The sequence below is a fragment of the Aquimarina sp. Aq78 genome (genome assembly GCF_900299525.1).
Classification (GTDB): Bacteria; Bacteroidota; Bacteroidia; order Flavobacteriales; family Flavobacteriaceae; genus Aquimarina.
Genome location: NZ_OMKA01000031.1, coordinates 163,012 through 178,192, shown reverse-complemented (window position 1 = coordinate 178,192; position 15,181 = coordinate 163,012). Strand labels below are relative to the sequence as shown.

The window sequence follows — 15,181 nt, the reverse complement described above, 5'->3', positions numbered from 1 at the left end:
TTAATTTTTTTTAATCATGAGAAAATTACCAGTTACTGTATTGAGTGGTTTCCTCGGTGCAGGCAAGACTACATTGCTTAACCATATTCTACATAATAAAGAAGGGTTAAAAGTTGCCGTGATTGTCAATGATATGAGTGAGGTCAATATAGATAGCCAGCTCGTACAAAATGAAAACACCCTTTCTCGAACAGAGGAACGCCTCGTAGAAATGAGCAATGGCTGTATTTGCTGCACCCTTCGAGAAGACCTGATGATTGAAGTCGAAAAATTAGCTAAGGAAAACAGGTTTGACTATCTAATTATTGAGAGTACAGGTATTTCAGAACCTATTCCTGTGGCTCAGACCTTTAGTTTTGCCAGTGAAGACGGTAGTATCGACCTAAGTCGCTTCAGTTATGTCGATACTATGGTTACTGTAGTAGATGCATATAATTTTTTGAAAGATTTTTCCAGTGCCCAATATCTATCGGATAGACAACTTACTAATATTGAAAACGATGACCGTACGATTGTAAATTTACTTACCGATCAAATAGAATTTGCAAACGTGATTTTACTCAATAAAGTAGATCTGATTACCGAACAAGAATCAAAAAATGTGTATGATATTCTCCATAAATTAAATCCAGGAGCCAGAATATTTTCTACCAAAAATTCACAAATAGCATTACAGGAAATTATCAATACAGGGTTGTTTAACTTTGAAGAAGCTGAAAATTCTGCAGGTTGGATACGAGAACTTGAAAATGAACACACACCTGAAACCGAAGAATATGGTATTGGTTCCTTCGTATTCCGTAATAAAAAACCGTTTCATCCAGAACGGTTCCTTGACTATGTTTCTAACCATTTCCCTTCAAACATTATTCGAAGTAAAGGTCTGTTTTGGTTGGCATCTCGCAGTAATCAAGCCTTAATCTGGAGTACAGCAGGAGGTTCTACAAAAATTGACCCTGCTGGAGTATGGTGGGCGTCTATGTCATTTGCAGAACGAATCAACTACCCTTCCTTTCTGGATAACCAAAAATCAATAGAGTCAGATTGGATAATCCCTTTCGGAGATCGAAAGATAGAACTGGTCTTTATTGGGCAGCATCTCGATGTTACCACGATAACCCAGCAACTTGAAAAATGCTTGCTTACCGATGAGGAGATACTAGGCTGGAAAACAGGAGAATTCTCTAATATCGACAATTGGCCCATCCCAAGCTATCAAGATTCAAACGTATAAATAATAGTATTATGATCAATATTAACAATCTTACAAAGAAATACAGTGAACACGTTGCTCTGAACCAATTGAACCTTCAAATCAAAGAAGGTGAAATATATTGCCTTCTAGGAGCTAATGGTGCCGGAAAGACTACAACAATCAACCTCTTACTAGGTTTTACGACACCAACCTCGGGCAATGCCTCTATTAACCAAATAGACGTACAGGAAAATCCCAAGGCAACCAAGCGTTTCCTAGCTTACATCCCAGAGAATCTGATGCTTTACCCAAGCTTAACTGCTTTGGAAAATCTCGATTATTTTTCTGGAATAGCAGGAAAGAAGCTTTCGACAAAAGAATTAAAAGGTTTTTTGGAAGAAGCGGGACTACAAACGGAAGCCTTTGACAAACGTATCGCCGCGTTTTCTAAAGGTATGCGTCAAAAAGTAGGAGTCGCTATCGCCTTGGCCAAAGATGCCAAAGTCCTGCTGTTGGATGAACCCACTTCTGGTCTTGATCCCAAGGCCAGCAATGAGTTCGGATTGCTGTTGCGTAAGTTAAAGTCAAAGGGTATAGCCACTCTGATGGCAACACACGACCTTTTTCATGCCAAGGAAGTAGCCACTCATATAGGTATCATGAAAGATGGCAAATTACGGCAACAATTTGTGTCAGACGATATTTCCCTTGCCGAGTTAGAAAAGGTATATCTCGATACCATGGACTATAAAGAAATATTATCATGATAACAAAAACTTTTCTTAAGGAAACCAAGGAATTGTTGCGTGACGGTCGCGTTCGCATCTCTTTAATTATCGTATTCTTTTTATTAAGTGTGGCGGTATGGATCAGTGCTCAACAATACCAAAATGTAAACGCACAGTACTCGACTGCTAAAACGGCAGAACGTGAGGTTTGGGACAATCAAGGTAAAAAGAACCCACATTCTGCAGCACATTATGGTACTTATGCCTTTAAACCTAAATATCCTCTTTCATTAGTAGACCAAGGTGTAGATAAATATACAGGTACCTCTATTTTTCTGGAAGCTCATAAACGCAACGAAGCACAATTCAGCGCAGCAGCAGATCAAACAGGTCTCGCTCGCTTTGGAGATTTGACACCAGATTTTATGTTACTTTTCATCATTCCCCTGCTCATTGTTCTTCTGGGTTATAACGGTTTCACCAAAGAACGTGAAATGGGTACCTTAACATTGCTCAAGAGTCAGGGCATTTCCCAATGGAAATGGATCTGGGGAAAATGGATGGCACTTTTCTTTCCTATATTGTTGATTACGGCTATTCTGTTCTTGGTGGCAGGTATCCTATTATCCAATTTGCAAGATTTTGGGGTGTTCAAATGGGAATCATTGTTCTCATTGTTTGTGGTATATGTAGTTTACTATATTATCTTTATCAACTTGGTACTGTTGATTTCTATCAAAACTAAAAAATCAGGTATCTCGCTCGTAGTGTCCCTATGTATTTGGATCATCGCCTGTTTGGCAGCACCAAAAGCGGCGAGTAACTTTGCCGAAAACAAGTATCCTTACCCAACACGACAAGAATTTACTGCCAATGTCTTAAAAGACAAAAAATCCGGGCTCGATGGTCATAATCCCTGGAACAAGGAGGCCAAACTTCTAGAGGAAAGAATATTGAAAGAATACGGTGTGGATAGCTTATCTAAGCTTCCCTTTAACTATGATGCCTATAGAATGCAAAAAGGCGAGGAACACCAGGCAAAGATCTATCTAAAACACTATAATCATCTCAAGAATCAATATGAGCAGCAGTCGGATGTATACAGGAATTTGGCACTTCTCTCCCCTTATCTTCCTACCCGATTTTTGAGTATGGCCATTGCCCAGACCGATTATGCCACACATTGGGATTTTTCCGATGCTGCAGAGGACTATCGCATCGCTACTCAAGAATTTTTGAATGGTAATTTTGCTAAAAACTCAGAATATGGCAATTGGGGATACCAAGCAGATGCCGAAACCTGGGAACAGCTACCTGACTTTGACTACACTCCTCCTCAACTTGGAACCATTCTAGAGCAAAACACTTCCAACCTTATGGTCATAGGACTTTGGTTCTTAGGCTCTTTTGGATTTCTTTTTTTCATTCCTAAAAATTTATAAGTATGTTCAGTTACAATTTTAAATATGAATTAAAGCTGTTGCTCCGTAGCCGATGGATACAGCTCTTGAGTTTGATATTATTGCTTCTCTTCGGTTTTTCTGTCTTTAATGGAAAACAAAAAGTAGACAAGCGTAAAAATGTCATTGTAAAGGCACAAGAAGAATTACGGGAAAGTGATGCCGAAATGTTAAAACTTCTCGACTCGGTACAACGTGGGATGGAAGTAAGTGCTTCTCGGTGGACTCTACCCACAAGCCCAATGGCTGTAGGAAATTATCATCCCCGTGTAGCCACCATGGATCCCCAGCCTATGGCATTTGTATCAACGGGCCAGGCAGATCTTTTTACTCATTTTGTAAAACCAACGGCAACAGGCGATGATTTTGCCCTAAATTTTACCGAAATGACCAGTCCTGTGCAATTGTTGTTCGGCAGTTTTGACTTGGCGTTTGTGATTGTCTATCTACTTCCTCTTTTGATCATTGCTTTTTCCTATAACGTGCTTTCTGCCGAGAAAGAAAGTGGTGCCCTCCGATTACTGGCCGCACAACCCATTGGTATTCCCAATTGGGTAATGCAAAAACTGGGATTGCGTTTCTTCTGGATGTCGGTTTTGGTCATTGCAGCTTTAATGCTTGTTTTTCTTATTATCGGTATTGACATCCTAAGTCAAAGGAATCTAGTTTTAGGGCTACTTACTTTGGTATTGGGATATATGCTCTTTTGGTTTACTTTAGCTTTTTTGGTCAACCTATGGGTAGGCAGTTCGGCCAAAAATGCGGTAGCTATGCTCGGGCTTTGGGTATTGTTTGTGTTACTGGTTCCTTCTGTATTAAATCAACTAGGAAGTACCCTTTATCCTATGCCATCGCGTACCCTTATGGTCAATGAGATGCGTGAAGTGAAAGCAGAAATCACCAAAAAACAGGACGAAATCCTTGACAATTATCTACGTGACCACCCAGAGTATGCGATTAATGACACTTCTCAAAGGAGGTCTTTTTGGCACAGGTATATGGCTTCGCAACAGTTGGTCAAAGAAGAATTAGAACCCGTAGTAAGCTCTTTTGAGAACCAATTGAGAAAACAACAAGACTGGATGGATAAATTCAAATGGATATCTCCGGCAATCACTGTTCAGGAGTCATTCAACCATTTGGCAGGAACTTCTACAGAAGACTACGAAAGTTACCGAAAACAGGTCATGGCCTTTGCAGGAAATTGGCGGGAATATTTTGTACCCCTTCTTTACAATAATAAAGAGTTTACACAAAAGGACTATACTACATTACCAAAGTTTCAATATAGCCCAGCCTCATATCAATTGGTTCCAGTCGCTTTAACGCTTTATCTGATATCTGCCGTCCTTTTTGGCTTTGGAATTTTCAGCTCCAAGCGTCTAAAAACAAAAGGCATACTCAATTAAGAAAATAATGTTCAATTTTTAAATACAACAATAATAATGATTACTAAAGAAGAAGTACAAAAAGCACAAATGGAATGGGGCAACGGAGTTGTCGAGATCGGTGCTAAAAAAGATCAAAGAGAGGAATGTGAGCGTTTTACAAGCAATTTTCTGGATGAACGCTATGCTTTTGATAAAAAAAAGGTCCTGTTCAAGCCTACCAAAACATCGATCATTCAATTTAGACCTGATAAGGAAGGAGCACTTTCGTATTTTATTGCAGGAAACGATCAATATCCAGAGGATGGAGGTTTTGCTATTCAACCCTGGACCAAGGTACGTTTTGAAAACGAGGTTATGATACTCGAAGAAAAAAGAGCTTTGGCCATGGGCAACTATTACTTTACTGACCTAGATGGGCAAGAGGTCAAGGTTGAATATACCTTTGGCTATACTCTTGATTCTTCTGGGAAATTAAAGATAGACGTTCATCATTCCTCTTTACCTTATAATCCTGGGGCATCGGTATGATTTTTTTCGGTAAACGGCAAGAAAAAACCCTTTTTCTGGTTTGCCCTATGGATTTTATAGAACCCGTGATCAGGGAAAGGTATAAAGGGAATTCTTTTTTTTACACCGCCCTGGGGGTTGTTCTTGAGTTTGATGAGCCTACTCAATATAACCTTTATAAACTAATAAGGAAAGAGGGAATAGATTATATCACATTGGTTGCCAAGGCTGATGGGGATTTCTACCAAGGGGCATTGCTCGATTGGCAAACGCCAATGCTCCTTCCTGTAGAGCGATCTTTGGCGCAATTGAAAACTGGTATTGCTCCCAGGATAGAACGACAGAAAGGCGCTTTCTTAAAATCGAGAATGATTATAGGCGAACACCTAGACCAGCAAAGAGAACGTCTTCTTAATACTAAAGTTTTAGGGGTAGGATTGCTACGTAATGGGATAGGTGTAGATAATCTTGTTTATGAACCTTCCAATAAAAGCTTTACAACTACTGGAGATGTTTTAAATAGAGCAAAATTATTTGATGGGATGATGACTAATTAAAAAACGATATGAAATGAAAAACTCATGTTTTTAGTCTTTTTCCTTTGGATGAAGATTCTCTTTGCTATACAAAACGAGATAGACAACTTCCTGCTTCCAAATACCTATCATTATTTCGATGATAGGTATTGGATATTGATGAGAAATTAGATAAACCCGACTTTTTTGAACTTAAGTCATTGAAAATAGAAAATCTAAAACTGAAATTTAAAATCAATGAAAATAAAGCTTAAACAAAATAATATCATATCGCAATGAACCGAAGGCATTTTTTTAGAAACGGAACGCTTACTGCCCTTGGTGCAGCAATATTATCTCCATATGAGTCTATTAAGGCCGCTCAATGGGATCGGGTTCGGAAAAACAAAAAGGCCAAAAACATCATCATGCTCGTTAGTGATGGTATGAGTACAGGTACCTTGAATATGACGGATCTCTATCTTGATCGAAAAACTGGAAAAGGCAGTAATTGGTTACAACTTTATAAAGAAAACAAAGTATCACGTGCTTTGATGGATATGGCCTCTGCCAGCTCCATCGTAACTGATTCTGCTGCGGCAAGTTCGTCTTGGGGCGGTGGGGCACGAATCAGAAACGGAGGTATTAATATTGGTGTTAATGGCGAACCTCACCTTCCTATTTGGCAAAAATTCAAGATGGCAGGTAAAAAAGCCGGGTGTGTTACTACTGTACCCATAACCCATGCTACACCGGCCGGTTTTTGTATCAACCAAAAATCAAGGAATGACCAAGCCTTGATTGCCGAAAAATATCTCGAACAGGGTTTTGACCTGTTAATGGGAGGCGGGAATAATTACTTTTCAACAGAAAAGCGGAAGGACAAAAAAGATATGTACCAAGCCTTTATGGAGAAGGGCTACCATGTAGTTCAAAACCGTAATGAAATGTTAATGGCTCCAAATAACAAGCCTCTTTTGGGTGTTTTTACCGATAATGGGCTTCCTTATACCAAAGATAGGGAGAGTAACCGGGAACTCTTAGAAAGTGTCCCTACTCTTGCAGAAATGACACAAAAGGCGATAAATGCCTTAAAGGAACATCAAGAAGGTTTTGTGTTACAGGTAGAAGCAGGAAAAGTAGATTGGGCGGCCCACGGTAACGATATTGCTGGACTGATCTATGACCAAGTAGCCTTTGACGATGCAATTAAAGTGGCTATCGATTTTGCGGAACGGGATACCGAAACTCTGGTCATCATTACCACTGACCATGGCAATGCCAACCCCGGGGTGATTTATGGATCCAATGCCAACCAACAGTTTGATTCCATTCAAAACTACAAACATACCAATGAATGGATCCTGAATGGGATAGGGAAAGAAACGTCGCCAAATCAAGTTCGAGAACGCGTGGAGTATGCCAATGGATTTGGTTTATCTAATGAAGATGCCAAACTATTATTGAGCTATTATGACACTCTTAATAGGGAAGAAGGCCTGTACAATCCTAAAAGTTTACCGTTTAGAGTTTTGGCTGAAATCCAAAAAAAGCACAATTCTGTAGGCTGGATCAGTATGCACCACTCCGCAGATTATGTAGAATTGGCGCTATTTGGTCCGGGAAACCATTTATTGAAACCTTTTATAAAAAATACAGACCTACACTATCTTATGTTAGAGGCAGCAGAGGTTGAGAATACATTTTAAGGCAAAAAACAAATCATCAATAAGGTAACTTCTAATACAGTTTTAATCATGTTTAACCGAATCGCTCTTTATGTTTTTCTTTTGATGCTTTCAGTTTCCTGTAAAGATCAAGTGCAAAAAAAAGACGCCCCATCTATAATTGATCGAGAAAAGATTGATGTGGCCTTTGGCAAACATGTTTCTGCGATAATGTTGAATCATTTATATATAGTTCTGGATAGTCTCTCATATTCTAGTTTAACAAAGGACACTGAATGGAGCAAAATTTATGGAGCATTAGATAAAGGGCTTCCTTCTTTTGCACCAATAGATAATGATACACCTATGTGCTATCTAAGAGGACATAAACATTATATTGAAATTTTAGGGCCTAACAATATATTCAACGAACCTGTTGGGAAAAGTGGCATAGGTTTTACTCTAGAGAATGATGATGAACATTTTCATTTAGGCGTTAAACCAAAGCTAAAAGTAGAAAACACTCGGTTTCTTAATGCTACAAAAACTGTAGATATGGAATTAAGTAAACAAAAGGAAACTTGGTTCAAAGCATTTTATACCCCTAGCCCTGGTACTGCTTTACATACCTGGTATGCTTTTTATAATCCTATTTTTCTTGATAGTCTTTACCAAAAGCATCATCCTTTTTATTCGCGTGAAGCATTTTTAAAGCCTAACTACGTAAACCAAAAGCTTTTTAACGGTATAAAATCGATTGCAATGACTTGTACAACTGATGATTACATCCGTATTACACAAGAATTATATCATCTGGGATGCAAACTATTAGAAAAAGATGGCCACATGCTTAGTATTGATGGAGGAGATATAATTATAAAAATTACGACATCTAATGAGGTTGAATATAGCCAAATCACCCAGATACGATGTCATTTAAATAGATCTGACGATAGTGTAACTAATCTGGGAAATGTCATCATCGTCAACAAAGGGAAAGAATCTATATGGAATTTTGATAATCTTCATAAAAATAACTTTTAAAATCAGATAAAAATGAAAACTTACTATTTAACAACCCTAATCCTATCCTTATCTATTACATTAATAGGGTGTAAACAACAAAAGAAAAATGTTACAGAAGAAGAAATTGCAAACCCATCTGTTGAAGAGTCTATAGAAATTCAACAATCGATCACCATAGAAAAATTAGAAAACTCTCCGGTCTACAAAGATGCTACGCTTACTTTGGGTTTACCCGAAACCGTAAAAATCTCTCAGGGAGGTGATATGGATTTTGCGTTTAATTTAGAGAATTATGAATTAGGTGCTCAAACCCAGGGGCCAAATTCTCTAAAGTTGGCAAATTCGGGCAAAGGACAACATATTCATTTTATTTTGGATAATCAGCCCTACTCAGCGCATTACGAACCGCGTTTTAAAAAAGAAATCCCCGATGGTGTGCATCATTTGGTTGCTTTTTTAAGCCGTTCGTACCATGAATCGGTTAAAAATACAAACTCGGTGGTGGTTAGAAAACTTATGGTTGGTACCAATCCCCAAGATTCTCTAGGGTTAGATATGAAAGCTCCAACCCTTATCTACAGTCGTCCTAAGGGAGAATATAGCGGTAAGGATGCTGAGAATTTATTACTTGATTTTTTTGTGTTGAACACCACTCTTTCTGAAGATGGGCATAAAGTTCGTGCTACTATTAATGGTCAAGAATTTATCATTACAGAATGGGCCCCACAGATTATCAAAGGGCTTCCAATGGGAGAAGTTAGTATTCAATTAGAATTGTTGGATGAAACCGGAGCACTGATTCCTGGTCCTTTCAATGAAGTTACTCGTACTGTGCTATTAAAAGAATAATAACACGGCTACCTGTTGGAGAATGGGTAAATCATTGATATTCCTAGTTTAGAAATGCAAAATTATCGCATTTGAATAAAGACCTATTTACGTTTCTTAAACGTCGAGACTTTTAATGGTAATGAAAAACGTTATCATTTATTTTTTTACAGTTACCAAAAAGTGAAACAATGTAATTAAATAATCACATGGAAAATCCAACCCTTGAATTTCTACCTAAGCGTGTTATGTCTAAATACATACAACATCAAGTGTTAACCAAGCCGTTTGATGATTTGAAATATGATCAATTTGAATCGGTAATTAACACCCAAATGATAAAAGAGGCTAGTGTTGAACAACAGGAATTTCTATATGTTTATACAGAAAAATGCATTATAGAGCCTACTTTTGGGTGGGCTCTTTCAGAAAATTTTCGGTTGATTGCAGAATCTTACCCTTATGCTCAATTTGTGCTTAACCAGTTCAAACCAACTATTACAAAAACTCATTATTTTCGGCAAAAGAGAGTACAGCTAAACAAGGCTGTTTTGTTATCAGAAAATTACACGAACTATTTTCATTTTCTAAATGATTTTGTTGGACGATTAGCACTACTTGATCGTTTAAACGTATCACGAGACATTCCTGTTATTGTATCTGAAGAATTAAGATCAAGTATTTTCTTTCAGCAATTTAACATGTTATGCCCAAAATTCTTCAATCGTAATTGGACATTTCAGGCTAAAAATGAATATTATGAAATTGAAGATGCTACTTATTTTGTTCAAAATATAACCTGCAAACATGAAAATTTTCGCCCATTGCTTGATGAATTGTCTTACGAAGAAAACACTGTTGCTTCTCCTGATAAAATATTTATTACCCGCCGAGGAGTCTACGGAAGAGGTTTAGTAAATTCCTTAGAAATTGAAAGCATTGCTCAAAACAATAATTTTAAAATAATCGACGCTCAGAACTTTACCATTGCAGAACAAGTTAAGTTATTTACCAATGCTACTCATATTATCGGATTACATGGTGCTGGGTTGATGAATATGATATATTGCAAAAATAAGCATGTTAAAATACTTGAATTATTTCCAGGAAACTTTTATAAAGCCGTTTACTATTGGTTGGCATCACAATTTTCACACAGTTATAGTTGTATCAGGGGTTTACCAACTACAGATAATGAGCAGACCATTACTTCAACATCTATCATTTTTAAGAGTAATTTTTATATGCCTCCGGATGTTTTCTTGAATAAATTAATGACATGGCTTAAATAATAATTTTGACAGGAAAGACTTAACCAAGTCTAAAAAACCAAGACTGTAAACACTACAAGAGATTGGTTTAGACCATTTACTTAAGTTACTATTTTTTTTAATTTATCAACCTACCCGTCGCCTCTTTCAATATATAATTACAGTGATCTACATCATCTGTATTAAGTTCAAGAATACCAGTAACCTCTACAATTTGATCTGTTTTATACTTTGGTTTTTGTTTAAAAACAACTTCAACAATACTTTCTGGACCTGCTGCACCACAAAAAAAACAGGAAGACTTAGGGTTTTTAGAAATCAAATAAAATTCATCTTCTTCAATAGAAAAATCTAAAAAGTAACCCTTAATTTGAATTTGAGCACCTTGGTATGACTTTATAATAGGCCCGAATCTTGGTTTTAGAAAGATATCATCATACTTTGCACTGTAAACATTATAAAATTTTACATCGGCCAAATCGCGCCAAGTTAATTTTTCTTGAGAAAATAGATTGAATTTAGTTACTGTAAAAAACAGGATTAGAAAGACTATTTTATGCATCAGATATTGTTTTAGAAACATTTAATTTAAATAAAGGTAATGAGGCCAGAATTGCTGCCAGGAAGGTGGTTAGAATCACTAGTATTAATATGAGTAGTTCTTTATTGGTAGGAAAGCTAAATACAAAATGGTATCCATATATATTTTCTGTAAAAACTGAAAAAAACCAGATACTTATTCTCCCTAAAAACCACCCTAAAATGGATCCTAATAGGGATAAAAAAAGTGCTTCCAGAAAGACCAATTTTATCAACTGAAAAGTGTTGGCCCCATAGGTACGTAACAAGGCCAACTCTTGTTTTCTTTCTCTTACCGTTTTTATTAAGTTAATAAATATACTAAGGCCAGCTACCAGCAGTATTGCAATAGCAATACCATTAATTGTACGAAATCCAATTCCTAAAAACCTCATTAATCGCTCGATTTCAAATTTGGGGAGTGCCGCTTGCATTGTTGTTTTTTCATTAATAAATCTAGACATTTGCAAAGCCCCAAAAGGATTTCTAAATTTAACTAGTAAAGAGGTTATTTCTCTTGGTTCTTCGTGCTCTTCTTCATGATGATTGTGTTCATCGTTATGTTCATGTACTTCCCAAATACTTTGCAAATTAGTAATGATAAGGTGATCAATAATCGCTCCTGTTGGTTTTAATACTCCAGTAACGATAAAAGGTTTCTCATCATGAGTTTCTAATCCATTTTCGGCTAAACCATGGGCACTGGTAAAAGTATCTCCTATTTGTAGATTAATTTTTTCTGCTACATCATTTCCAATAACTACCTCAAAAGGGTTTTCATATAACCTCCCTTCTTGCAAAGTTGCATCATACTTAGCCAAATACTCATTTGACGTACCTAAAACTCTATATCCTCTATAATTATCTCCATAAGAAACAGGTATCATTTCTTTAACCATAGGATTTCTAGCAATTTTTAAGGCTTCGTCTAATGGTATATTACCAGTAGGGTCATCAATGTGTAAAACAGAAGACAACACAAGTTGTAGCGGACTTCCTTTAGCACCAATAACCATATCAAATGGTTTAGTATTATTTTCTAAATGTTGGTTAAGTTGATTTCTTACTTGCAAAACAAAAGTTGCTAGCGAAATACTTAACAACAATAGCAAAATACTCAAAATAGTATTCAAAGGTTTAGAAATCAGATTTTTGTAAGCCAGGTATAACAATTTTATAAAATTATATGATTATCAAAATGTGATTTCACTCTTTTATCATGAGTTATGATCACTAAATTACTTTTACAGATTTGAGCTTCTTTTTTCAGTAGAGAAATAACTTTTTCACAATTCGTATCATCCAGGTTAGATGTAGGTTCATCTGCTAATATAACTTTAGGTTTATGTATAACCCCTAAGGCAATCGAGAGTCGCTGTTGTTGTCCTTCACTTAATTGATACACTCTTTTGCTTTGAAGATCTGAGAGTCCTAACTGCGTGATTAATTCTTCTCTTCGATAACGATCACTTTTCTTTTTGGAAAGTCGCTCACGTAGTGTTAAATTCTCAAGTAAGGATAAAGATTTGATAAAATAAGCGCGTTGAAAAATTAGCCCAATATTTTGTCCTATGAAACAGTCTAATTGCTTTCGCGTAAGTTTATTTAAACAAGTATTGGCAATAAAAACATCTCCTTCTTTAGGAGGTAAAAGACCTGCCAAAAGATGTAATAATGTCGTTTTACCAACACCTGAAGGTCCTAAAATCAATATATCTTCTTTCGCAGGCAAATCAATATCTGGAAAACAAAAAGTACGATTTTTTGTATCGCTATAGGCAAACTGAAGAGATTTGGTTCGTATCATAAAATGATTTTTCCAAAAATAAGTAAATATTACTAAAGCAACAAAGTTGCATTTACAAAATAATACTATCTTTGCCTAACATAAATAAATACATTTTCTTTTGAACATATCTCACATACGTAATAACTCAGATACTATAGGAATTGTAGCAAGTAGCTTATGTTTGGCACATTGCTTAATCACTCCATTTCTTTTTATCGCTCATACTGGTTCGGTGCTGCTACAAGATGTACATCCCACTTGGTGGAAGTCTTTAGACATTATTTTTTTAGGATTTTCTTTTATAGCGGTCCATAGATCTGTTAAAACCACTTCAAAACCCAAAATGAAATATGCTTTTTGGATAAGTTGGCTACTGTTATTCGGTATTGTTCTAAATGAAAAATTTCCCTTAATTTATTTACCAGAAGCGCTCATTTTTGTAGCATCTCTATTATTAGTGGTTTTACATTTCTACAATCTAAAATACTGTCAATGCAAACAAAAATGCTGTAAAACCAATTAGTACCAGTAAAATGAATAGAAAGAAAATAGAATTGATAGGAGACGCACATATTTCTAATACTATAGAAACTCCTTTGCGAGAGGATGCCTTTGAAAAATCGGATAATGAAAAAATCAAAAACATTCAACATCACTTCTCTGAAATAATGAAAGAGTTGGGACTCGATTTAACAGATGATAGTCTTTCAGGAACTCCGTACAGAGTAGCCAAGATGTATGTAAAAGAACTTTTTTATGGTTTAAGCCCTAAAAATCGCCCAAAAATTTCAACTTTTGATAATAAGTATGGGTATCAAAAAATGTTAGTAGAACATAATATTACTATTGATTCTTCCTGTGAGCATCATTTTTTGCCAATAGTTGGTACTGCACATGTAGGGTATATTCCAAAAAACAAGGTAATAGGATTGTCAAAAATTAACAGGCTAGTCGATTATTATTCACATCGCCCTCAAGTTCAAGAAAGATTATGCCTGCAAATCCTAAAAGACTTACAACAAACTTTAGAAACCAAGGATGTTATTGTCGTAGTAAATGCTAAACACTTATGTGTTTCCTCCAGAGGAATTAAAGATAAAAGTAGTTTTACCACTACGATTGAGTATGGAGGTCAATTTACAGAACCTTCTCTACGAAATGAGTTTTTGGGAATTATTAAAAAAAATAATGAGTAATCTTTTTCATTGGTTAATACATCCTTCGATTTCAAACTTTCCCTATAACACCGTGAAATAGCAGTATAGAATTTTCTAGATGTAACATAGATAAAAGATCCAATATATAGTATACTTGTATTTAGCTCCCTTGGGTACTCTACCTAAAATGTTGCCAATAAAAAAAGCCTCACATTTCTGTGAAGCTTTTTCTTCGTAGCGGGAACAGGACTCGAACCTGTGACCTTCGGGTTATGAGCCCGACGAGCTGCCTACTGCTCTATCCCGCGATGTATATTATGTAAATCAGAAATCTGATTTGTAAATGTCATTTTATAAAGAACTCTCGACTACTTAGATCTTTAAAATCCTTTGTTGCAATCGGAGTGCAAATATACAACCATTTTTAATTTAAACAACACTATTTTTATTAAAAAAAAGTAAAAATATTATAACCGCCTTGAAGTAAGCTATTTATCGTTATTGTTCGAGATTCAATACCTCAAAAGATACTAATTCCTGATCCTCAAATCGTGGATGCAACTCTATAGGATTACAACATACTTCACAGTCTTCAACATATGCCTGATACGGTACAGAAGGATCCAGAAGCATTGATATTTCCTCCCAACAATATGGACATTGAAAATAGTGTTCGAACATAAACTAAATATAATACCTCTTATTCTTTTGTGTGATCAAGAGTTTGATTTTAACAGTTTTTATTAATAAACCTTATAAAACCATCAAAAAGGTACTTATATAAGTGGGGGGTACTTACTATAGTGGGGGTATCTTGTTGCAATACAACACATACCCACCTCTGAAGTCCCCGAGAGGTACTTCAAACAGAAGACAAGCCTAGTAAAAAGAGAGGTGGTACCGAGCTCTGAGAGAGGACCATCCTCTGTTTGAAGTAGGGGGTCCCTACTTCTATAAGTGGGAGGGGGTACTTATGAAGTACCCCCTCTATATTAAAAACTCTTAATTTTTTAGCATTAGAGAAGAGATCATAACTTAGTATTTGGATAAAAATACCTGCTATAGTAT

The 15,181-nt window shown here is 36.2% G+C and carries 16 protein-coding genes and 1 tRNA gene; 12 read left to right on the top strand and 5 right to left on the bottom strand.

Annotated features, from left to right (window positions below; genetic code table 11):
• Window positions 1-16: 16 nt before the first annotated feature.
• The 10 genes from DG435_RS23915 to DG435_RS23870 all read left to right on the top strand — a co-directional run bounded on the left by DG435_RS23915 (window position 17) and on the right by DG435_RS23870 (window position 10,609).
• The gene (locus DG435_RS23915) at window positions 17-1,234 is read left to right on the top strand and encodes a GTP-binding protein (protein WP_106790779.1); all 1,218 of its coding nucleotides are present in this window, start codon (window positions 17-19) and stop codon (window positions 1,232-1,234) included.
• Window positions 1,235-1,245: 11 nt separating this feature from the next.
• Window positions 1,246-1,962, top strand: coding sequence for an ABC transporter ATP-binding protein (locus DG435_RS23910; RefSeq protein ID WP_106790778.1), 717 nt, complete (start codon window positions 1,246-1,248; stop codon window positions 1,960-1,962).
• Window positions 1,959-3,365 carry a DUF3526 domain-containing protein gene (locus DG435_RS23905; protein ID WP_106790777.1) on the top strand — a complete coding sequence of 469 codons (1,407 nt, stop codon included), beginning with the start codon at window positions 1,959-1,961 and terminating at the stop codon, window positions 3,363-3,365. Before DG435_RS23910 ends, DG435_RS23905 begins: the two co-directional genes overlap by 4 nt.
• A gap of 2 nt (window positions 3,366-3,367) precedes the next feature.
• Window positions 3,368-4,792, top strand: coding sequence for a DUF3526 domain-containing protein (locus DG435_RS23900; protein WP_106790776.1), 1,425 nt, complete (start codon window positions 3,368-3,370; stop codon window positions 4,790-4,792).
• A gap of 36 nt (window positions 4,793-4,828) precedes the next feature.
• Window positions 4,829-5,302 carry a hypothetical protein gene (locus tag DG435_RS23895; protein ID WP_106790775.1) on the top strand — a complete coding sequence of 158 codons (474 nt, stop codon included), beginning with the start codon at window positions 4,829-4,831 and terminating at the stop codon, window positions 5,300-5,302.
• A gap of 47 nt (window positions 5,303-5,349) precedes the next feature.
• Window positions 5,350-5,838 (top strand): hypothetical protein, encoded by a 489-nt coding sequence (locus tag DG435_RS23890; RefSeq protein WP_159025419.1) that lies wholly within the window; start codon window positions 5,350-5,352, stop codon window positions 5,836-5,838.
• Between the two features lie 254 nt (window positions 5,839-6,092).
• The gene (locus tag DG435_RS23885; RefSeq protein WP_106790773.1) at window positions 6,093-7,505 is read left to right on the top strand and encodes an alkaline phosphatase; all 1,413 of its coding nucleotides are present in this window, start codon (window positions 6,093-6,095) and stop codon (window positions 7,503-7,505) included.
• Window positions 7,506-7,553: 48 nt separating this feature from the next.
• Entirely contained in the window at window positions 7,554-8,507 is a 954-nt protein-coding gene (locus DG435_RS23880; RefSeq protein ID WP_159025418.1) for a DUF5829 family protein, read from the top strand.
• Window positions 8,508-8,519: 12 nt separating this feature from the next.
• Entirely contained in the window at window positions 8,520-9,338 is an 819-nt protein-coding gene (locus tag DG435_RS23875; protein WP_199852607.1) for a hypothetical protein, read from the top strand.
• 188 nt (window positions 9,339-9,526) lie between these two features.
• A complete protein-coding gene (locus DG435_RS23870) occupies window positions 9,527-10,609 on the top strand; it encodes a DUF563 domain-containing protein (protein WP_106790770.1) in 1,083 nt (360 codons plus the stop codon).
• Window positions 10,610-10,706: 97 nt separating this feature from the next.
• On the opposite strand, the gene DG435_RS23865 is transcribed toward DG435_RS23870, so the two are convergent.
• From DG435_RS23865 to DG435_RS23855, 3 genes are read right to left on the bottom strand one after another with little or no spacing between them, the layout of a single operon-like run.
• Entirely contained in the window at window positions 10,707-11,150 is a 444-nt protein-coding gene (locus DG435_RS23865; RefSeq protein ID WP_234387022.1) for a hypothetical protein, read from the bottom strand.
• Window positions 11,143-12,300: an FtsX-like permease family protein gene (locus DG435_RS23860; protein ID WP_159025417.1), complete on the bottom strand. Its 1,158-nt coding sequence runs from the start codon at window positions 12,298-12,300 to the stop codon at window positions 11,143-11,145. Before DG435_RS23860 ends, DG435_RS23865 begins: the two co-directional genes overlap by 8 nt.
• Before the next feature lie 41 nt (window positions 12,301-12,341).
• The gene (locus DG435_RS23855) at window positions 12,342-12,974 is read right to left on the bottom strand and encodes an ATP-binding cassette domain-containing protein (protein WP_106790768.1); all 633 of its coding nucleotides are present in this window, start codon (window positions 12,972-12,974) and stop codon (window positions 12,342-12,344) included.
• Window positions 12,975-13,074: 100 nt separating this feature from the next.
• Here DG435_RS23855 and DG435_RS23850 point away from each other — a divergent pair, with 100 nt between their 5' ends.
• Together DG435_RS23850 and folE are read left to right on the top strand one after the other, a co-directional pair.
• Window positions 13,075-13,479 (top strand): MerC domain-containing protein, encoded by a 405-nt coding sequence (locus DG435_RS23850; protein ID WP_255409700.1) that lies wholly within the window; start codon window positions 13,075-13,077, stop codon window positions 13,477-13,479.
• A gap of 10 nt (window positions 13,480-13,489) precedes the next feature.
• Window positions 13,490-14,152 (top strand): GTP cyclohydrolase I FolE, encoded by a 663-nt coding sequence (folE, locus tag DG435_RS23845; RefSeq protein ID WP_106790767.1) that lies wholly within the window; start codon window positions 13,490-13,492, stop codon window positions 14,150-14,152.
• A 196-nt stretch (window positions 14,153-14,348) separates the two neighbouring features.
• Here folE and DG435_RS23840 read toward each other — a convergent pair.
• A tRNA-Met gene (locus DG435_RS23840) sits at window positions 14,349-14,421 on the bottom strand.
• 190 nt (window positions 14,422-14,611) lie between these two features.
• Complete coding sequence (locus tag DG435_RS23835; RefSeq protein ID WP_106790766.1) at window positions 14,612-14,794, bottom strand: CPXCG motif-containing cysteine-rich protein; 183 nt, start codon at window positions 14,792-14,794, stop codon at window positions 14,612-14,614.
• Window positions 14,795-15,181: the final 387 nt, after the last annotated feature.